Genomic DNA, 18,257 nt, shown 5'->3' with positions numbered 1-18,257 from the left:
TCAGGGCGCTTCGGCCTCCAGCCGGTGGCGTGCCGCGACGATCTCGGCGGGATCGACGCGGACGGACCTGACGACGCGCGCCCCCGAGCTCGCGATCCGGTCGATCATCGGCAGGACCCAGGTGTGCTCGAGCAGGAAGACACCGGCGAGCGAGCCCTCGGCAATCGACGCGCCGACGATCTCGAGGTCCTGGACGCCGATGAGTCCCGTCGCGTCCCAGCCGAGGGCACTCAGATCCTCATGGTCCCCGGCCACGGCGTCGGCGATGGACACGGGCGCGACGGACCCGCCCTCCGTGCGCCGGACGAACCGCAGGTCGAGGACCCCGATGACGTCCCGCTCGACGAGGTCGCGCACGGTCGCGACTCCCTCCATGCGCACGTGCCCGCTGGGGAACTCGATGACGAGCAGCTCCGTCGGGCCGACCCGGTCGCTCCCGTCGGGGGGAGCCATCAGCTCTCCTCCATCGTCATGCCGTTCGTGTCGGTTCCGACGACCAGGGCCCCGCCGTCGAGCGAGAGTCGGGGGTCGGACTCGAGGAGCTCGATGAGCCACTGGTCCTGGGCCTCGAGGCCGCGCTCGCAGGCCATCATCGTCGAGGCCATCGGGCCCTCGAGGAGGAGCTGATCGGCGGTCCAGGTCGCCCCGCCGGTCAGCGTGTTGCAGCCTGCCTGACCGGCGACCCGGCCGTCCTCGAACGTGAGCTGGATGGTCGTCCCGGTCACCGGCACCCACCCGGTCACCTCGGTCGCCGTGAAGGTCTTCCCCTCCAGGTCGAGCGGCTCTGCGGACTCGGCGTCACCACCGCCACCGCCACTACAGCCGGCCAGGGCCAGCGCGGTGAGGGCGCAGACGGCGAGTGCACGCCTCCGTAGTCCGCCGGTGGTCGTGTGAACGGGCATGGTCATCGGTACTCCTTCGGATGTGAGACGGTCAGCGCATTGTGGCGCAGCAGACCCCTCGCGTCCGAGCGTGTCGGTCCTCTGGCGCCAAAGGCTGCCCGTTCGGACCCATCTGGGACTCACCCGTTCCGGGTTATCGCGCCCAGGGCGCTCCGCTGGCTTCTCGGGCGCAGCCCACCGGAGTCTCGCCCCCCGATCCGCACACCTGATTCGGGTGGTGTCGACATCGCCGACTCCGTTGACGATGGGGCCATCGGGGTCGCTCGAGGAGGAGGAGCCGTCGTGACCGGTATCGACGTCTGCATCTGGGCGGAGGGGAACCTGCCCGAGGGCGAGGAACAGGAGATCGCCGATCTCGGGATGAGAAGTCACGTCGACCACGTCGTGCTGGAGGGAGCGGTCGCCGACCAGGCTGCGCTCATGGGAGTGCTCGAGCGGCTGCATCGGGCCGGGATGACCATCCGCGAATTCGGACCGGCCGGGCATCGACCGGAATACCCCCGGCACGCCCGACTCTCCGTCGTCGGCCAGGTCGGTGACCTGCTCGGCACCGTGCTCCACGGCGCTCTGGTGACGGAGGAGCCGGCGACGACGACGGCTGAGATCGACCTGACCAGCGACGATGACGTGTTCGACCTCCTCCGGCGTATCGAGACTCTGGGTCTGGACATCAGAGCGCTGCGAATCGGCCGCTCACCGGGCGGAATCGAGCACGGGGAACACAGGCACCTCGGGTAGCCTCGCTCCCGGACCGGTCCTGCCGCGACGGCGAAGCGCGCCCGGTCCCGAAGGAGGACACGTGGCGGCCACCCCCGCACCCGTGGGGTTCCACGGTGCCCGCCTGACGACGCCCGACCCGGGCACCGGAGTGGTGAGCCGCAGAAGAGTCGAAGACCTCCTTGACCAGTGCGTTCGACGTCGAGCGCTCACGGTCGTCACCGGGGCAGGCGGCTCGGGCAAGACCTACGCCGTCGCCATGTGGGCTCGCGCGGCCGCGGAGTCACCGGAGCCCCTCGTCGTCGCGTGGGCCTCCCTCGACCGTGCGGACCGTGACCCGCACCGCTTCTGGCAGACCGTCGTGGGGGCACTCCAGCGTGTCGCGGCCACCGAGGTCATGCAGAGCATCGCGGTGCCGTCGGTGCCGACCCAGGCGTTCGTCGACTCGATGACTTCGGCACTGGCCCATGAGGCCGGGCATCTGGTCCTCGTACTCGACGATGTCCATGAGCTCGCCGGATCCGACGCGCTGGACGCGCTGGAGGCGCTGGTGCCGGCCATGCCGCCCGCCCAACGTCTGGTCCTGGTGTCACGTCACGATCCACCACTCCATCTCCACCGGCTCCGACTGGCCGACCGTCTCGGCGAGATCAGGGGCGCGGAACTGGCCTTCAGCCGCATCGAGGCCCGAGAGCTGCTGAAGGAGCACGGCCTGTGCCTCGATGACGAGGCGCTGGACCACCTCATGAACACGACCGAGGGTTGGGCTGCAGGCCTCAGGCTTGCGATGATGGCCCTTAATCCCGAGGATGACCCGAGTTCGGCGGTCGCCCGGTTCGACGGCCGTCACACGCTCGTGTCCGGCTACCTGCTTGACGAGGTCGTCGCAGGACTGGGCGAGAACCGGGCCGAGTTCCTGCTCCGCACCTGCGTCGTCGACAGGGTGTGCGCGTCGTTGGCCGGGGCCCTGACCGGCGACGAGACCGCTGGGGTGCTCCTGGAGTCGCTCGTCCGTGACAACGTCCTCGTCTCGGCTCTGAACTCAGGCTGGTACCGGTACCACCCCATGCTGCTCGAGACGCTCCGGATGCGACTGCGGGTCGCGAGCCCGTCCCTGGTCACCGAGCAGCACCTGCGTGCCCAGGTGTGGTTCGAGGAGGAAGGTGAGTGGCTCGAGGCCCTACGCCACGCGGTCGTCTCGGGCGACCATGACCGCGCTGTCGAGGTCGCTCTCCGCTCCGCATCGGTGCTGATGTTCTCGCCGGACCGGGTGCGATTGGGCCAGATCCTCGGGGCCCTTCCCGTCGAGGAGGCGTTGGATCCCGAGTCCCGGCTCTGCCAGGGACTGGTCGCCTACTCGGTGGGTGACACCGACGCCCTCGGCACCTGGGTGGCGCGCGCCGCGACAGGTCTGCGCGAGATACCGGAACCCCGTCGACAGGTCGCCACCCTTGTGCATCGCCTTCTGGAAACCGCGGCCGCGCGTCGGGCGGGTGACCCTGATCGGATGTACGCCGCGGCGTGCGACGCCGAGACGATCGTGCGCGCGAACCCCCCGTCGCGCGCCTGGTCACTGTATGCGGGCCTCGTCGTCAGCATGAGGGGAGTCGCCGAGCTGTGGCTGGGTCGAGCCCAGGAGGCGAAACGACTTCTCACCGAGGCGGTCATCGGGGTCGACGTAGAACGCTTCGGGACCCATGCTCAGATCTCTCACGGGGGCCTGCTGGCTCTCTCGACGGTCTCATGCGGTCTGGTCGCCGAGGGGCGGGCCACGGCGGAGCGGGTCCTGGCAGCCGCGCAGTCCAGCGGATGGATCGAGTCCTACGAGTCAGGGGCGGCGTGGCTGACCATGGCGATCGCCCACCTGCAGGCCGTCGAGCTCATCGAGGCCGAGCATGCTTTGATGCGGGCGCAGTACACGGGGATCGGAGCCCGGGATCCGTTCCTCGGTGCCGTGTTGGCGCTCGTGGCCGGTCGGCACGCCCTGACGTCCGGGGACGTGACCCGCGCCCAACGGGCGTTGGGAACGGTGGATCGCTGGGCGGCGCAGTGGCCCCGGCTGACGATCGTCGGCTACCTTCGCGGGGCCTTGGCGTCCGAGATCGCTCTGGCCGCCGCTTCACCCCAGCGGGCGGCGGCCATTCTGACCGACCTCGACGAGCGATCCGCTCTGGAGCGATACGGCCGGCCCCGCCTGCAGAGCGACCCTGTCTCCATCACCCGCGGGCATGTCTACCTGGCGATCGGGGAGCCGGAACACGCTCGTGAGGCGGTTGCTGCGATGCTCGAAACGGACGGCTCCGTCGCGAGCGAGGCCTGGGTCGTCGAGGCCCTCGCCCAGGACAGGCTCCGGCACGATGCGTCGGCCTTGGCCGCTTTGGCTCGCGCGATCGAGATCGGCGCGGCGGGCAACGCCGTTCAGGGTTTCGTCCGCCCCAACGAGCGCATCACCGCGTTGCTGCGCCGGCACCTCACTCTCGAGGGGGCTGAGCCCGAGTTCGTTGCACGCGTGTTGGATTTCCTCGACAGGCGCGCCGTCTCCGCCGTGGACCAGCGCGCGCCTGAGGTCAGTGAACGGACGAGCCCGTCCCCGATCTCCCTGACCGAGCGGGAACTCTCGGTTCTGGCCTATCTACCGACGTTGAGCACCAACCCCGAGATCGCCGACGAGCTCAACATCTCGGTCAACACCGTCAAGCAGCACCTCAAGACCATCAACCGCAAGCTCGGGGTGAACAGCCGGCGCGAGGCCGTTCGGGTGGCGCGCAGGCTCGGACTGCTCACGACCCGGTCATGATGTGCGACCCAGCATCGGACGGGATCACCGTCACGTGGCATGGCCACGCGACGGTCGAGATCACGGTCGGCGAAACCACGCTGCTCACCGACCCGGTGCTGCGCGACCGGCTGGGTCCCCTGCGAAGACGCGCCGACCTTCCCGGTGCCGCGTCCCCCGAGCCCCCTGCTGCCGTCCTGCTCTCCCACCTCCACCATGACCACGCCGACCTTCCGTCGCTGCAGTCCCTCTCGGCCGTGCCCGTCCTCACCGAGCGATCCAACGCCCGGTGGGTGCGCAAGCAAGGGCTCGTGGCGCCCGACCTGCACGAGGAGCGGTGGCACCGGGTGTCCGACGAGGTGGAGGTGCGCCTCGTCCCGGCCGTGCACACGGCGCGCCCGATGCCCCATCGCCCGAACGGGGCCGTCGGTATGCTGATCCGGACACCCTCGCGTGTCGTCTGGTTCGCCGGGGACACCGAGCTGTACCCGGCGATGGCGGAGTTACCCGAGCTCGCCGATGGTCCGATCGACCTGGCGCTGCTGCCGATCGGTGGCTGGGGTCCTCGCCTCTCGCCCGGGCACATGGGCCCGGAGGAGGCGGCGGAGGCCGCGCTGCGCGTTGCGGCTCGTGAGGTGATCCCGATCCACCACGGCACACTCCATCCGCGGGGCTGGCCGGCCGGACGGCTCGGGTGGACATCTGCACCGGACCGTGTCGCGCGCCGGACCTTCGCCGACGTCTCGTCGGTGCATACGCACCATCTGCCCGTCGGCGGCACGACGACCGTGGGGTGAGGTCGCGGGCTACGGTGGGCACATGCGAGCCGTCACCGTGCCCGAGCCCGGAGGAGCCGATGCCCTCGTCCTGGCCGACGTCGACCGTCCCGAACCGCGGGAGGGGGAGGTCCGGATCGCCGTCGCCGCGGCCGGGATCAACCGAGCCGACGTGCTGCAGCGCCAGGGCAACTACACCCCTCCTCCCGGCTCGTCGCCGTATCTCGGGCTCGAGGTCAGCGGGACCATCGACGCACTCGGTGAGGGCGTTCAGGGCTGGTCGGTGGGTGACGAAGTGTGCGCCCTGTTGGTGGGCGGCGGCTACGCCGATTCGGTATGCGCGCCGGCCGGCCAGCTGCTGCCCATCCCCGCGGGCGTGGTTCTGGTCGAGGCCGCTGCACTGCCGGAGGTGACGTGCACGGTGTGGTCCAACGTCTTCCTCACCGCGAATCTGCAGCCGGGGGAGACGATCCTCGTCCACGGCGGCTCCTCCGGGATCGGGACGATGGCCATCCAGCTCGCTCGCGAGATCGGGGCGAGGGTCGCGGTCACCGCCGGGTCCGAGGACAAGCTCGAGGTGTGCCGCTCCCTCGGTGCCGAGATCCTCGTCAACTACCGGGAGCAGGACTTCGTCGAGGTGGTCAGGGACGCGACCGCCGGCGCGGGCGCGGGGGTCATCCTCGACAACATGGGCGCGAAGTACCTCATGCGCAATGTCGAGACCCTGGCGGACGGCGGGCGTCTCGTGATCATCGGGATGCAGGGCGGGGTCACGGCGGAGCTGAACATCGCGACCCTGCTCCGCAAGCGCGGCGCCGTCATCGCGACCGCGCTGCGGTCCCGGTCGCTCGCCGAGAAGGCCACCATCGTGGCCGCCGTCCGCGAGCACGTCTGGCCACTCGTCGAGGCCGGCCGGGTCCGCCCGGTCGTGCACCGCACCTATCCCATCGAGCAGGTGCGCGCCGCCCACGAGGAGCTCGAGAGCAGTCGACACGTCGGCAAGATCCTCCTCACCCTGTGAGCAGCTGTCTCCGCAGGACGACACATCATGAGGACCTCTGAGCCTTCGCCAGCGACGGTATATGGGTGGGCGCCGGGTCTGACCAGGCCGAGCTCGTATGCGGCGATGGCGGCCTGGGTGCGATCACGAAGCCCGAGCTTGTGCAGGATGGCCGCCACATGGGTCTTGACGGTGCCTTCGCTCACGTAGAGCTCGCGGGCGATCTCGGCGTTCGAGCGGCCGTTGGCGATGCGGGTCAGGACATCTCTCTCGCGTGGCGTCAGCCGGCGCAGCCGGTGCTCGCCGGCGGCCACGCTCGCGGCGTGCTGGGTGACCAGTCGCTGGATGACCGCCGGCGCAACCGGCATCTGACCCGCAGCGGCCTGGTGCACGCCGGCTCGGATCTGGTCCGGGGGCATGCTCTTGAGCAGGTAGCCGGTCGCGCCCGCGAAGATGGATGAGGCGAGGTGGTGGTCGTCGGCGAAGGTGGTGAGCATGACGCACCGGACGCCCGAGAGTGCGGGGTCACTGGTGACGGCGGCGACGACCTCGGGTCCGGTGAGTCGGGGCATCCGGATGTCGAGCAGCGCGACCTGCGGGCGGTGGACGCGGATGGCGTCGATAGCCTCCTGCCCGTCCTCGGCGGTCGCGACGACGTCGATGGCACTCTCCCCGGTGGCGAGGATGGCGGTGATGGCGCCGATGACGAGTGGCTCGTCGTCTGCCACGAGCACCGTGACCGTCATCAGTGCCCCCTCCGCAGCGGCAGGTCGGCGGTGACGACCCACCCGTGGTCTCCATGGCCCGGACCGGCGGTGAGTTGTCCGCCGAAGAGCTGCACCCGTTCGCCGATCCCCGCCAGCCCGCGTCCCGCTCCGTCGGCCCGCGGCGTCATCCTGTGGGGTGGCTCGACATCGGCGACCGAGACCCTGACTCTGGTGTCGTCCGTGGCGAGCGTGACGGTGGTGGCTGAACCGGCTGTGTGTTTGACGCTGTTGGTCAATGCTTCCTGAACGACACGGTAGACGGTGGTGCCGACACTGGCCGGGACATGGTCGGTGGATCCCTGGACGCTCAGCCTGACCTCGTGTCCGCTTCGTTGGACGCCTTCGACCAGTGCGGCAAGATCGGTGATGCCCGGCGCCCCCTCGTCTGCGTCGGCGCCGAGGACATGGAGGAAGCGGTGCATGTCGTCCAGGCCGGCACGGGCGAGGTCCTCGATCGAGCGGAATCCGTCGACAACAGCGCGGTCTGAGTCGTGGTCGGGACGACGGCCGGTGGACTCGATGCCCGTCTGTTCGCGGACCACCGCGGACTGCAGGGCGATCAGGGTCAGGGTGTGGGCGACCGAGTCGTGCAGGTCGCGGGCGATGCGGGTGCGTTCGGCGGTGACCGCATCACGCGCCGCTCGATCGGCGGCGATCTCCGCCTCGACCCGTGCGTCGGCGTGGAGGCGGATGCGATGCGCCCCGAACCAGGCGATGCCGAGGATCAGGACATTGACGATCAGGTCGCCGATGACCAGGTTTGCTCCGAACACCTCGTAGGCGGCCCCGGCCGCCAGCATGCACCCCAGCCCGATGACCCCGTCCCGACGGGTGCCGTGGTAGCCCAGCGAAGCGAGCAGGACCAGGATCGCCACGAACCCGGCGGCCACAGGGGCCGGGCCCGCCCAGCTCTGGATCACCAGGCCCACGGCGGAGACGAGCACCGCTGGAAGGGGAGCGGCGCGCCCACCCGCCACGGGCAGGGTCATGAGCGCGAACCCGATGTGCTGAGCCCACGCCGGGCCGTGAACCTGGTCAGCGGCCAGGATGAGTTCGATCTGACCGATCACGGTCAGCGCCGCAGCCAGGAGCAGGTCGCCGCGCGGGACGGACCACCTGACCATGACAGTGATCGTAGGCGCGGCACGATCATCACGGCCTCTGTCCTGAGGCAGAGAAGGACTGGCCGCCCGGCAGATTCATCGTCGACGTCATCGCCCTAGCGTCGAAGGACACGGCGGAAGCACCGCCACATGACGAAAGGCCTCGACATGACCGACATCGCGACAGCCACCTCTCGGAGCGCGACGGCCCCGGACCGCGCCCGGGCTCAGCGCCTTCTCGCACTGTCCGGCGGCATCGGAGCCGGCGTTGCCGGCCTCTGGCTGCTGCTCTCGAGCCCCGTGCCCGCGACCGTTACCGGGGACGGGGTCACCCAGGGCCTGATCGACGGCGCCACGTCCCTGCAGGCGATGTCCCTGCTCGCCGTCTTCGCCTCCGCCGCCCTCATCCCCGCCGCAGCCCGACTCGGCTCCGCCATCGGCGGCGCAGCGGGCAGGGTTGTCACAGCCGCCGGTACCGCTACCGCCGTTCTCCTGACCGCATACATCAGCTGCTTCGCCGCCGGCGCGTTGACAGCCACCCTGCTGGTGCAGAACCCCGGCGCCGGTGTCGGCGAAGCCTCTCTCGTCATGGCCAACGTCGCCGAACTCGCCCGCTACGGGACATCCTTGGCCCTGACCGGAGCGGTCGTCGCCGCCCGAGGTCGCCTCGCCCCCGCGATCTGGGTGCCGGCTGCGGCCCTGACCGCCACACTGGTCTTCCCCCTCACCTCCTGGATGACTGCCATCGTCGTCCCCGCCTGGCTCGGCATCGCCGCGGCCACCCTCCGCACCGGGGCCCCATCACCCTCAGACGGGTAGCCCGCGGCGACTCAGGTCGACCCTGGGTCGTCCACAAGTCGTCGTCAGGGCACGATGGGGAAGGTCGTGGCGGCCACGAGCGCCGTCGGGATGGCCTGCGCCGCCGCAGCCGCGAGCGGATCGCGGGCCCAGCCGGCCAGCACGGCGAGCAGCAGCAGGATCGGGAGCAGGAGCGGCACCGTCAGCGACAGGAAACCGGGTGCCCCGAGCAGCACGACGCCCGCCAGCAGGACGGCGACGATGACCAGTCGGCTGGTCCCGAGCAGGACCGCTCGGCGCCACCCGCGGACACCGTCGACGACCCGCCACTCCGCCCAGAACCATGCGCCGAGGATCACGAGCAACGGCAGGAACACCCACCACCGGACAGCGACGAGTTCGTAGGCGGCCCACGACAGGCGGGCCGGAAGCGCCATCGCGAGGGTCAGCACGACACCGGCCACCGCGCCCCACAACAGGCCGTCCGCGTCCCCGGCCGCCGCCCCCATCCGCCGGGTGGCGAGCCACAGGAACAGCGCCCCTACCGCGAACCACCCCGCGAGGTAGCCGGTCACCGCCACGGGCACCGCGTCGGTCACACCCTGGAGGGCGGCAGCGCCGAGGGCCGCACCGACGGCCGCACCCGCCAGGATGCCGAGACGCCCGACAACGCCGCTCGACGCCCCGGGGGGCTCCGCGCCTCTGTCGCTGTCCGCCCTCGCGAGCAGGGGTCGCGCAGCCACGATCCCGCCGCCCAGGATGAGGACGACCCCGAGCAGCCGCGCGTCGCCACGCGGTGAGCCTTCGGCGCTCCCGGAATCCAGCCACGCCGTGACCTCGTCGAACGTCTGCTGCCGGTAGATCACGGAGATGTGTTCGGCCCCGCGGATCGGTTGCGCACGACGAGCGTCGCCAGCCTCGCTGTCGCCGTAGGTCCGGCCCGGTTCACCCTCCGGATAGCCGAGCCGGAGCCCAGTCAGGGCGGCATCGACGAAACGTTGCGGCTCGGCCGAACCCCACAGCAGCAGGAGGTTTGCCGGCCGGTCCGGGTCCTGCGGCAGAGCGGACGCATCGGGAAGGCTGATGGCCACCGTCGACGCCGCAGGGTTCCGGGACGCCCGGTCCGTCACCGCCCCGGCGCCCATGGAGTGCCCGACGAGAGCCACCGGACCGCCGTCGGCGAGCTCGCTCGCGAGGCCCACAGCGTCGGTCACGGCGGAGTCGAGCGCATTCTCATCGAGGGGCGTGGCGTTGCCGCCGTGACCCGGCAGGTGCGGAGCGACCACGACCAGGCCCGCTCGGGACAGAGCCGAGGCCATCGGGTCCATCATCGCCGCGCTCCCGGAGAAGCCGTGCGCGAGCACGACGACCGGCCCGGGGCCCGGCGCCGCCGGGGTGAACACGCGTACGGGCGTCGAGCCGGCGACCGTCGCGGCCCGGCTGACATCAGCGGTCGAGCCCACCAGCACCATCACCCCGGCCAGGAGGAGCGCCCCCGCGGCGACCCACCAGAACAGTGCTCGCCGCATGGGCGCAGTATGCACCTCAGAGCGCCGCAATGCGCCAGGACGCGGTGATCGTCTGCCCCGGCTCGATCGTCAGAAGCCCTGTGTCATAGTCGTATCGACTCGAATTGAATGCGTCCGGGGCGCACGTCATGGGCTCGACCGCGAGTCCGATGCGGTGCCCCGGCCCGCTCGGCCCGGCGGGTAGGTCAGCGGTGTGGATCTGCACCCACGGGCAGGTGCTTCCCCAACTGACCTCGACACCGGTTCCGGCAGGGTCAGTGAGCCGGACAGCCGCCGTCCCGCTGGCGTCACGGTGCAGATCGGTGAACGCGTGGTCGATCTGCACCGGCCCCAACCGTCGCGGAACACGGAAGTCGAATCGATGGGCGTCGACCTCCACCGGGCCCAGCCCGGAGGGCGACAGCCGTTCCTCGGCCACCCCGATGACGCGGGAGGCCGGCAACGACAGGGTCCAGTCATCCAACGGCCCTGCGCCTGCCACGAGATAGGGATGGGAACCGGTACCGAACGGGGCGACCTCAGCGCACTCGTTCGTCGCCCGCACGATCTGGCTCAGGCCGTCGGCACCGAGTGCGAACGTCGTCTCGACCCGGACGCGCCACGGATATCCCTGCTGGGGCACGATGGTCGCGGCCACGGTGACTCGATCCGGTTCTCGTCCGACGGCACCGAAGTCGAGCCACGCAGCCAGGCCGTGCAGCGCATGGCCGCGCTCCGGCTCAGTGAGCGCGACCTGTCTCTCCACCCCCGCGAACGCATAGTTGCCGTCGACGATGCGGTTGGGCCAAGGCGCGAGGAGCGCTCCGCGGTATGCGGGGCGCACGGCATCGCTGTCGAACGGCACGATGAGGTCCCGGCCGACGTGCACGAGGCGACGCAGGGTCGCACCCACCGAGGCGATGGTGGCCTCGTACCCCCCCGCCGTGAGCAGGTACTGGGTGCCGGAGCGGGGAGGGGTGGTCATGGCGTTCCTTGACGAGGTGGTCGGGTCGAGCGAGGTCAGAGCCGTTCCGAGAGACGGTTGGTGATCAGGTCGGTGAAGACCGCCTCGGCGGCTCCGATGAGGAGCCGGTCCTCCGCCAGCGCGGCCGGGACGATGCGCATGTCCTCGCCGCAGGCGGGCATCGACTGGGCCCGCACAGCGGCCTCGAGACCCGGCATGTCGTGCTCGGCGAGGATTGTCAGGAAGCCGCCGAGCACGACCACTGCAGGGTTGAGCACGTTGACTGCGTTCGAGAGCGCGGTGGCGAGGATGCGTCGCTGCCTCTCCACCTCGGCGACGACGTCCGGGCCGTGTACCCGCCTCAACGCGGCCGCCAGCTCGGCGTCGTCGGCCTGGTCCAGTCCCGCAGCCCCCAGCAACCGGGTGCGACTGACCTCGTCCTCGAGCACCCCGTCCGGTGCCCGCTGGTCGGTCGCGGCGGCGATGCCGGGGCGGTTCTGCCCGAACTCGCCCGCATAGCCCCCGACCCCGCCCACTGGCATCCCGTGGACGATGAGCCCGCCGCCGATTCCGCTCGCACCACCGTTGAGGTAGACGACGTCGTCGATGCCCACGGCTGCGCCGTACAGGTGTTCGGCGATTGCGCCCAGTGATGCGTCGTTGCCCACCGACGTCGCCATTCCCGTGGTCTCCATCACGAGATCGCGAAGGGGGGCATCGACCCACCGGAGGTGCGGTGCGTCGCGCACCAGGCCGTCGGATGCACGAACGAGCCCGGGCACGGCGACCCCGACCCCGACGATGTCCGCACCGGCCAGTTCCGCAGAACGCCATCGGGTGATCTGCTCGGCGATGAGATCGGCCGTGCGCTGCGGACTGAGCACGACGTCCTGCGGCAACCGGACGCGGGCGTGCATCCGTTGGTCGAGCCCGACTGCGCCGAGTTCGATGGCATCGACCTCGGGATTGGCTGCGATGGCCACCAGGGACGGATGTGGGAGGACGAGCGGGGACGGTCGTCCGACCCGGCGAGAAGGATCGGGCGGGCGCTCCTCGACCAGGCCTGCGACGGTCAGCTCGAGGACCAGTCCCGCGATCGTCGAACGATTCAGCCCGGTGGCTTCGGTGAGGCTCGCGCGTGAGAGCGGACCGCCGAGGTGCACGAGCCGCAGCAGACGTGCCAGGTTGCGCTGACGGACCCCTTCCAGGGTTCCGCCGTTCGCTGCCATGTGGGCCACTGTATGAGATCGGAATGTGACCCGAAACCCTATTTGTTGGTCTTGACCACGAATCTCCGGATGTCTACGGTGGGTGCACCAGCACTTTCGACAATGGTGTCGAAACTTTCGAGAGGTTCAACGATGAGCAGACGCAGCATCCAGCGAACGGTCGCCCGGATCGCCGCCGCAGGCGTGGTTCTCGGTGCTCTGGCCGCGTGTGGCGGTGACAGCTCCGATACCGCCGCGCCCGGGACAGGCGGGGGGGACGAATCGGGCACAGCCGAAGATGTGACCCTCACCTGGTGGCACAACGCCACGTCGGGGCCGATGCCGGAGGTGTGGGCGCAGGTCGCAGCGGACTTCGAGGCGAACAACCCCGGGGTCACGGTCGTGCAGACCGGATATCAGAACGAGGAGCTGCAGCGCACGCTCATCCCGAATGCGCTGGCCTCCGGTGACAGCCCCGACCTGTTCCAGGTGTGGCCCGGAGGCGAGATCCGCGATCAGGTCGCCAACGACTACCTCATGCAGCTCGACGACATGATCCCGGACACCATCGCCAGCGTCGGGGCGACGGTCAACCCGTGGCAGGTCGACGGAGCCACGTACGGCATCCCGTTCACCTTCGGCATCGAGGGCTTCTGGTACAACACGGATCTCTTCGCCGAGGCGGGCATCGAGTCACCGCCCACGACACTGACCGAGCTCAACGAGGCGGTCGACAAGCTCAAGGCCATCGACGCCACTCCCATCGCGGTCGGCGCCGGCGACAAGTGGCCGGCCGCGCACTGGTGGTACCAGTTCGCCCTGCACTCGTGCTCGCCGGACACGCTGACCACGGCCGCCGCGGAGTTCGACTTCACCGACCCGTGCTGGATCGAGGCCGGGACGGAGTTGGAGGAGTTCATCGCCTCCGAGCCCTTCCAGGAAGGCTTCCTCGGCACTCCGGCACAGACCGGTGCCGGCTCCTCGGCCGGGCTCATCGCGAACGGCCAGGCGGCCATGGAGCTCATGGGTCACTGGAACGCCGGCGTGATTGGCGGGCTGACGCCCGACGAGCAGGTTCCGCCGTTCCTCGGCTGGTTCCCCTTCCCGGCAATCGAGGGCTCCGCGGGCGATCCGAACGCAGCACTCGGCGGCGGTGACGGCTTCGGCTGCGCCAAGGACGCCCCCACGGAGTGTGCCGACCTGCTCGCCTACATCATGAGCGAAGAGGTCCAGAGTCAGTTCGCTGCGAGCGGATCGGGCATCCCCACTGTCACCGCCGCCCAGAGCTCGCTCGAGGACCCCAACCTCAAGGCGGTCGCCGACGGTCTGTCCCAGGCCTCCTTCGTCCAGCTGTGGCTCGACACCGAGTACGGCACCACCGTCGGCAACGCCATGAACGAGGGCATCGTCAACCTCGTCGCCGGCAACGGCACACCGGAGGACATCATCACGAGGATGCAGGACGCGGCGGCGACGCTGTAGCACCCAGCACGATGGCTTCCCTCACTGCACCCGGGCCCGCGGAGACCGCGGGCCCGGGTGTCCTCCGCCCTCCGCGAGTACGGCATCGCAATGGCCGGACCCGCACGTGGGTCGAGGTCGTCGTCTTCGTCGCTCCGGCGCTGATCCTGTTCATCGGGTTCGTCATCGTCCCCGTGGTGCTGGCGGCGGTCTACAGCTTCTTCAACCTTCCTGCGGCGTTCAGCTGGGACATGCTCAACGCCGAGCGCTTCGTCGGACTGGACAACTACACCAGAGCGTTCTCGACCCCCGAGTTCCGCAGGGCGATCACGAACACCTTCTTCATCCTGTTCGCATCCCTGCTCGTGCAGGGACCGCTCGCCATCGCTATCGCCCTGCTGCTCAACCGCCGCCTGCGCGGCCGCGGCGTGCTGCGCCTGCTGATCTTCGTGCCCTACGTGCTCGCCGAAGTCATCGCTGGTCTCACCTGGAAGTTGCTGCTCCAGCCCAATGGGGGTGTCAACGCTTTGCTCGAAGGCCTCGGCCTCGGATTCCTGCAGCGCAACTGGCTCGCCGACCCGGACATCGCGCTGTACACCATCTTCCTCATCCTCACCTGGAAGTACGTCGGGTTCGCGATCCTGCTCATGCTCGCCGGCCTGCAAGGTGTGCCCAAGGAGCTCGGGGAGGCGGCTGAGATCGACGGCGCGTCGTGGTGGCAGACCCAGCGGTACGTCACGCTGCCGCTCCTGGCGCCCACGATCCGCATCTGGGCGTTCCTGTCGATCATCGGCTCGCTGCAGGTGTTCGACATGGTGTGGGTGACCGTCGCCCCGACCGTCCGACAGATGTCGACCGAGACGATGGCGACATACATGGTGCAGCAGGGCCAGTTCGCCGGTCAGCCCGGCTACGGCAGCGCCATCGCGGTCATCCTGTTCCTGATCTCGCTGGTCATCGCGCTCGGCTACCAACGCCTCGCGCTACGGCGCGACCTCGCGGGAGCGGTTACGAGAGGAGTGCGCTGACATGACCGTTTCCACCACGCCGGCTGCCGATGTCCGCCGCGAGACCCCACCACCGGAGAAGCGACGCCTCAACCTGGGCAGGCCGTTCATCTATCTGATCGCCCTCGGTGTCGCCGCACTGGCCATAGGCCCAGTCGTGTACGTCTTCATCGGCGGGTTCCGCACCACCGCCGACCTCAATGCGAACCCCGCCGGCCTGCCCGACCCGTGGGTCCTCGACAACTGGATCGCCGTGCTGACGGCGCAGCGGTTCTGGGGCAACGTGCTGGCCAGCATCTTCCTCGCGGTCTGCACGACCGCCGGTGTGGTCGTCGCGGGCCTGATGGCCGCATACGTCATCGCCCGCTACACCTTCCGGGGAAGACAGGGGCTCTACACGCTCTTCGCCGCGGGACTGATGTTCCCGCTCACGGTCGCCGCCCTCCCGCTGACCCTTATGCTGCGAACCCTCGGGCTGCACGGCACCTACTGGGGCGTCATCATCCCCGGCATCGCGTTCGCCCTGCCGACGACGATCATCATCCTCACGCCGTTCCTGCGCGCCATCCCCGAGGAGATGGAGGAAGCCGCCGTCATCGACGGCGCCTCCCGGATGCAGTTCTTCTGGCGGATCCTCCTCCCGCTGTCGAAGCCCGGGCTGATCACCGTTGGGATCCTCGCCTTCGTCGCCTCCTGGAACGGCTACCTCCTCCCGCTTCTCGTGATCAGCACCGGCACGCTGCCGCAGGAGTGGTGGCCCCTTCCCCTCGGTCTGACCCAGTTCTCCACGCAGTACTCGCAGAACACCGGCGCCGTCCTCGCCTACACCTCCCTAGCCATGATTCCCGCGCTCGTCTTCTTCCTCGCGGCGGAGAAGCGCATTGTCAGTGGCCTGAGCGGCGCGGTGAAGGGATGACGCACACTCGCTCGGGCGAGGTCTGGCGCGATGCCGAGGCATCCGTCACCGAGCGCGTCGAGGCTCTGCTCGCCGCACTCACCCTCGAGGAGAGGGTCGCCCAGCTGCACGGCATCTGGATCGCGGCCTCCAACGACGGTGCCGAGGTCGCGCCCAACCAGAACGACATGACCGAGGACGTCGACCTCGCCGACGTCGCACCGCTCGGGCTGGGGCAGCTGACCCGCCCCTACGGCACCGTTCCGGTCGACCCCGCCGCGGGAGCGGTCTCGCTCCTGCGCTCGCAGCGCCGGATCGTAGCGGAGTCGCGCCTCGGCATCCCGGCCCTGGCGCACGAGGAGTGTCTCGCGGGCTTCGCTGCCTGGGGCGCGACGGCATACCCCGTGCCGTTGTCGTGGGGGGCGTCGTTCTCCCCTGCGCTCGTCCGGCGCATGGCCGAGCGGATCGGCGCCGACCTGCGCGCGATGGGAATCCACCAAGGACTCGCGCCGGTCCTGGACGTCGTGCGTGACGCCCGCTGGGGACGCGTCGAGGAGACCATCGGTGAGGACCCGTACCTCGTCGGGACGATCGCCACCGCCTACATCCAAGGGCTGGAGTCGGCAGGGATCATCGCGACGCTCAAGCACTTCGCGGGGTACTCCGCCTCGAAGGCCGGGCGCAACCTCGCGCCGGTCTCGATCGGTCCGCGCGAGCTCGCCGATGTCATCCTGCCCCCGTTCGAGATGGCGATCCGCGAGAGCGGCGTCCGCAGTGTGATGAACTCCTACACCGATGTGGACGGGGTGCCGGCAGCGGCGGATGCGCACCTCCTCACCGGCCTGCTGCGTGACACCTGGGGCTTCGCGGGGACGGTCGTCGCCGACTACTTCAGCATCGGCTTCCTGCACACGCTGCACGGAGTGGCCACGGACTGGACCGACGCGGCGCACCAGGCGCTGCAGGCGGGGATCGACGTCGAGCTGCCGGGGCGCAAGACCTTCGGTGCCGCCCTGGTCGCGGCGGTGCGGGACGGGACCGTGCCCGAGGAGCTCATCGACCGGGCCCTGCGACGGGTGCTGGCCCAGAAGATCGACGTCGGCCTACTCGACGGCGAGGAGGGATACGTGCCGGCTGTGCTGGCCGGGCGCCGGGACGCGTCGGCCGACGACGTGCGCGGCTCGGTGGACCTCGACCCGGTCGAGAACCGCGCCTTCGCGCGCGAGCTCGCCGAGCGCGCGATCGTGCTGCTGTCCAACGACGGGACGCTCCCTTTGCGCGCCCCGCGGCGCATCGCCCTGATCGGCCCCAACGGCGACGAGCCGTATGCCGTACTCGGGTGCTACTCGTTCCCGCTCCATGTCGGCATCCACCACCCCGACTTCGGAATGGGTATCGCGCTGCCCACCCTGCTCGAGTCGGTACGCGTGGAGTTCCCCGAGGCCGAGGTTACCTCTGTGAGAGGCACCAGCATCGACGGGGGCGAGCGCGATTTCGACGCAGCGCTCGCCGCCGTGCGAGCCGCGGACGTCGCGATCGTCGCCCTCGGAGATCGCGCCGGGCTGTTCGGGCGGGGCACGAGCGGCGAGGGCTGCGACGCAGCCGACCTGAGCCTGCCCGGTGCGCAGCAGGAACTGCTCGACGCCGTCATCGCCACCGGTGTTCCGACGATCGCGACCCTGCTCGCGGGGCGTCCGTATGCGCTCGGCAACGCCGTCTCGACCGCTGCGGCGATCATCGAGGCCTTCTTCGTCGGCGAGGAGGGCACGCCCGCGCTGGCCGGCGTGCTCTCGGGGCGGGTCAACCCGAGCGGTCGGCTCCCGGTGAGTGTGCCGTCGGACCCGGGCGCCCAGCCGTCGACCTATCTCGCGGCTCCCTTGGCTCGTCGCAGCGGCATCTCGTCCGTCGACCCGACTCCGGCCTTCGCCTTCGGTCACGGGCTGGGCTACACCTCGTTCGCGTGGAGCGACGCCGTCGCGGACGCCGCCGAGATCGGCACCGACGGAGCGGTCAGCGTGTCGGTGCGCATCTGCAACGAGGGCGACCGGACGGGCACGGAGGTGGTGCAGCTGTACCTCCATGACGTCGTCGCCAGCGTCGTCCAGCCCGCGCAACGCCTCATCAGCTATGCCCGGGTGGACCTGGACGCCGGTGCGAGCGCGGTGGTCTCGTTCCTCGTGCCCGCGGACCTCGCGAGTTTCACCGGACGCGACGGCCGCCGCGTCGTCGAGCCCGGCGAGCTCGTGCTCGGGTTCGGTCGGTCCAGCGCCGCCATCGTCGGTGCGGTGCCGGTGCGGCTGGTCGGCGACGCGCGGATCGTCGATCACACGCGCGCCCTGCACGCCGAGGTCTGCGTAACGCCGACTGGGTGACGC

The 18,257-nt window shown here is 70.2% G+C and carries 16 protein-coding genes; 9 read left to right on the top strand and 7 right to left on the bottom strand.

Annotation, left to right across the window (positions count from 1 at the left end):
- Both GA707_RS04690 and GA707_RS04685 read right to left on the bottom strand, forming a co-directional pair.
- A complete protein-coding gene (locus GA707_RS04690) occupies positions 1-453 on the bottom strand; it encodes a DUF6325 family protein (RefSeq protein WP_152177264.1) in 453 nt (150 codons plus the stop codon).
- Positions 453-908: an META domain-containing protein gene (locus tag GA707_RS04685; RefSeq protein WP_152177263.1), complete on the bottom strand. Its 456-nt coding sequence runs from the start codon at positions 906-908 to the stop codon at positions 453-455. Before GA707_RS04685 ends, GA707_RS04690 begins: the two co-directional genes overlap by 1 nt.
- Positions 909-1,184: 276 nt before the next feature.
- On the opposite strand from GA707_RS04685, the gene GA707_RS04680 reads away from it, so the two are divergent.
- The 4 genes from GA707_RS04680 to GA707_RS04665 all read left to right on the top strand — a co-directional run bounded on the left by GA707_RS04680 (position 1,185) and on the right by GA707_RS04665 (position 6,192).
- Entirely contained in the window at positions 1,185-1,640 is a 456-nt protein-coding gene (locus GA707_RS04680) for a hypothetical protein (protein WP_152177262.1), read from the top strand.
- A 61-nt stretch (positions 1,641-1,701) separates the two neighbouring features.
- Positions 1,702-4,416 (top strand): LuxR C-terminal-related transcriptional regulator, encoded by a 2,715-nt coding sequence (locus tag GA707_RS04675; protein WP_193315172.1) that lies wholly within the window; start codon positions 1,702-1,704, stop codon positions 4,414-4,416.
- Positions 4,413-5,192 carry an MBL fold metallo-hydrolase gene (locus GA707_RS04670; RefSeq protein ID WP_152177260.1) on the top strand — a complete coding sequence of 260 codons (780 nt, stop codon included), beginning with the start codon at positions 4,413-4,415 and terminating at the stop codon, positions 5,190-5,192. Before GA707_RS04675 ends, GA707_RS04670 begins: the two co-directional genes overlap by 4 nt.
- Positions 5,193-5,214: 22 nt before the next feature.
- A complete protein-coding gene (locus GA707_RS04665) occupies positions 5,215-6,192 on the top strand; it encodes an NAD(P)H-quinone oxidoreductase (RefSeq protein ID WP_152177259.1) in 978 nt (325 codons plus the stop codon).
- On the opposite strand, the gene GA707_RS04660 is transcribed toward GA707_RS04665, so the two are convergent.
- Complete coding sequence (locus tag GA707_RS04660; RefSeq protein ID WP_152177258.1) at positions 6,111-6,917, bottom strand: response regulator transcription factor; 807 nt, start codon at positions 6,915-6,917, stop codon at positions 6,111-6,113. The genes GA707_RS04665 and GA707_RS04660 overlap by 82 nt on opposite strands.
- Complete coding sequence (locus GA707_RS04655) at positions 6,917-8,062, bottom strand: sensor histidine kinase (RefSeq protein ID WP_152177257.1); 1,146 nt, start codon at positions 8,060-8,062, stop codon at positions 6,917-6,919. Before GA707_RS04655 ends, GA707_RS04660 begins: the two co-directional genes overlap by 1 nt.
- A gap of 129 nt (positions 8,063-8,191) precedes the next feature.
- Here GA707_RS04655 and GA707_RS04650 point away from each other — a divergent pair, with 129 nt between their 5' ends.
- On the top strand, positions 8,192-8,860 hold the full coding sequence (locus tag GA707_RS04650; RefSeq protein ID WP_152177256.1) for a hypothetical protein: 669 nt from the start codon (positions 8,192-8,194) through the stop codon (positions 8,858-8,860).
- A gap of 44 nt (positions 8,861-8,904) precedes the next feature.
- Here GA707_RS04650 and GA707_RS04645 read toward each other — a convergent pair whose 3' ends face one another.
- The 3 genes from GA707_RS04645 to GA707_RS04635 are packed head-to-tail and all read right to left on the bottom strand — an operon-like array spanning position 8,905 to position 12,540.
- Entirely contained in the window at positions 8,905-10,368 is a 1,464-nt protein-coding gene (locus GA707_RS04645; protein WP_152177255.1) for an alpha/beta hydrolase, read from the bottom strand.
- A gap of 16 nt (positions 10,369-10,384) precedes the next feature.
- Complete coding sequence (locus GA707_RS04640; protein WP_152177254.1) at positions 10,385-11,332, bottom strand: aldose 1-epimerase family protein; 948 nt, start codon at positions 11,330-11,332, stop codon at positions 10,385-10,387.
- A 35-nt stretch (positions 11,333-11,367) separates the two neighbouring features.
- Positions 11,368-12,540, bottom strand: a complete 1,173-nt coding sequence (locus GA707_RS04635; RefSeq protein ID WP_152177253.1) for an ROK family protein — start codon at positions 12,538-12,540, stop codon at positions 11,368-11,370.
- A gap of 132 nt (positions 12,541-12,672) precedes the next feature.
- Here GA707_RS04635 and GA707_RS04630 point away from each other — a divergent pair, with 132 nt between their 5' ends.
- From GA707_RS04630 to GA707_RS04615, 4 genes are read left to right on the top strand one after another with little or no spacing between them, the layout of a single operon-like run.
- Complete coding sequence (locus tag GA707_RS04630; RefSeq protein WP_152177252.1) at positions 12,673-14,001, top strand: ABC transporter substrate-binding protein; 1,329 nt, start codon at positions 12,673-12,675, stop codon at positions 13,999-14,001.
- 11 nt (positions 14,002-14,012) lie between these two features.
- On the top strand, positions 14,013-15,008 hold the full coding sequence (locus GA707_RS04625; RefSeq protein ID WP_152177251.1) for a carbohydrate ABC transporter permease: 996 nt from the start codon (positions 14,013-14,015) through the stop codon (positions 15,006-15,008).
- Position 15,009: 1 nt separating this feature from the next.
- The gene (locus GA707_RS04620; RefSeq protein WP_152177250.1) at positions 15,010-15,903 is read left to right on the top strand and encodes a carbohydrate ABC transporter permease; all 894 of its coding nucleotides are present in this window, start codon (positions 15,010-15,012) and stop codon (positions 15,901-15,903) included.
- Complete coding sequence (locus GA707_RS04615; protein WP_152177249.1) at positions 15,900-18,254, top strand: beta-glucosidase; 2,355 nt, start codon at positions 15,900-15,902, stop codon at positions 18,252-18,254. Before GA707_RS04620 ends, GA707_RS04615 begins: the two co-directional genes overlap by 4 nt.
- Positions 18,255-18,257 lie beyond the last annotated feature (3 nt).

Source organism: Nostocoides sp. F2B08, from assembly GCF_009184895.1.
Classification (GTDB): Bacteria; Actinomycetota; Actinomycetes; order Actinomycetales; family Dermatophilaceae; genus F2B08.
This window is presented reverse-complemented; position numbering and strand designations above follow the sequence as displayed.

Excerpts from the sequence above, each read along its gene's own strand:
- GA707_RS04690 (WP_152177264.1), bottom strand. The coding sequence starts at position 453 with ATGGCTCCCCCCGACGGGAGCGACCGGGTCGGCCCGACGGAGCTGCTC.
- GA707_RS04685 (WP_152177263.1), bottom strand. The coding sequence starts at position 908 with ATGACCATGCCCGTTCACACGACCACCGGCGGACTACGGAGGCGTGCA.
- GA707_RS04670 (WP_152177260.1), top strand. The coding sequence starts at position 4,413 with ATGATGTGCGACCCAGCATCGGACGGGATCACCGTCACGTGGCATGGC.
- GA707_RS04665 (WP_152177259.1), top strand. The coding sequence starts at position 5,215 with ATGCGAGCCGTCACCGTGCCCGAGCCCGGAGGAGCCGATGCCCTCGTC.
- GA707_RS04660 (WP_152177258.1), bottom strand. The coding sequence starts at position 6,917 with ATGACGGTCACGGTGCTCGTGGCAGACGACGAGCCACTCGTCATCGGC.
- GA707_RS04655 (WP_152177257.1), bottom strand. The coding sequence starts at position 8,062 with ATGGTCAGGTGGTCCGTCCCGCGCGGCGACCTGCTCCTGGCTGCGGCG.
- GA707_RS04650 (WP_152177256.1), top strand. The coding sequence starts at position 8,192 with ATGACGAAAGGCCTCGACATGACCGACATCGCGACAGCCACCTCTCGG.
- GA707_RS04645 (WP_152177255.1), bottom strand. The coding sequence starts at position 10,368 with ATGCGGCGAGCACTGTTCTGGTGGGTCGCCGCGGGGGCGCTCCTCCTG.
- GA707_RS04640 (WP_152177254.1), bottom strand. The coding sequence starts at position 11,332 with ATGACCACCCCTCCCCGCTCCGGCACCCAGTACCTGCTCACGGCGGGG.
- GA707_RS04635 (WP_152177253.1), bottom strand. The coding sequence starts at position 12,540 with ATGGCAGCGAACGGCGGAACCCTGGAAGGGGTCCGTCAGCGCAACCTG.
- GA707_RS04630 (WP_152177252.1), top strand. The coding sequence starts at position 12,673 with ATGAGCAGACGCAGCATCCAGCGAACGGTCGCCCGGATCGCCGCCGCA.
- GA707_RS04625 (WP_152177251.1), top strand. The coding sequence starts at position 14,013 with ATGGCTTCCCTCACTGCACCCGGGCCCGCGGAGACCGCGGGCCCGGGT.
- GA707_RS04620 (WP_152177250.1), top strand. The coding sequence starts at position 15,010 with ATGACCGTTTCCACCACGCCGGCTGCCGATGTCCGCCGCGAGACCCCA.
- GA707_RS04615 (WP_152177249.1), top strand. The coding sequence starts at position 15,900 with ATGACGCACACTCGCTCGGGCGAGGTCTGGCGCGATGCCGAGGCATCC.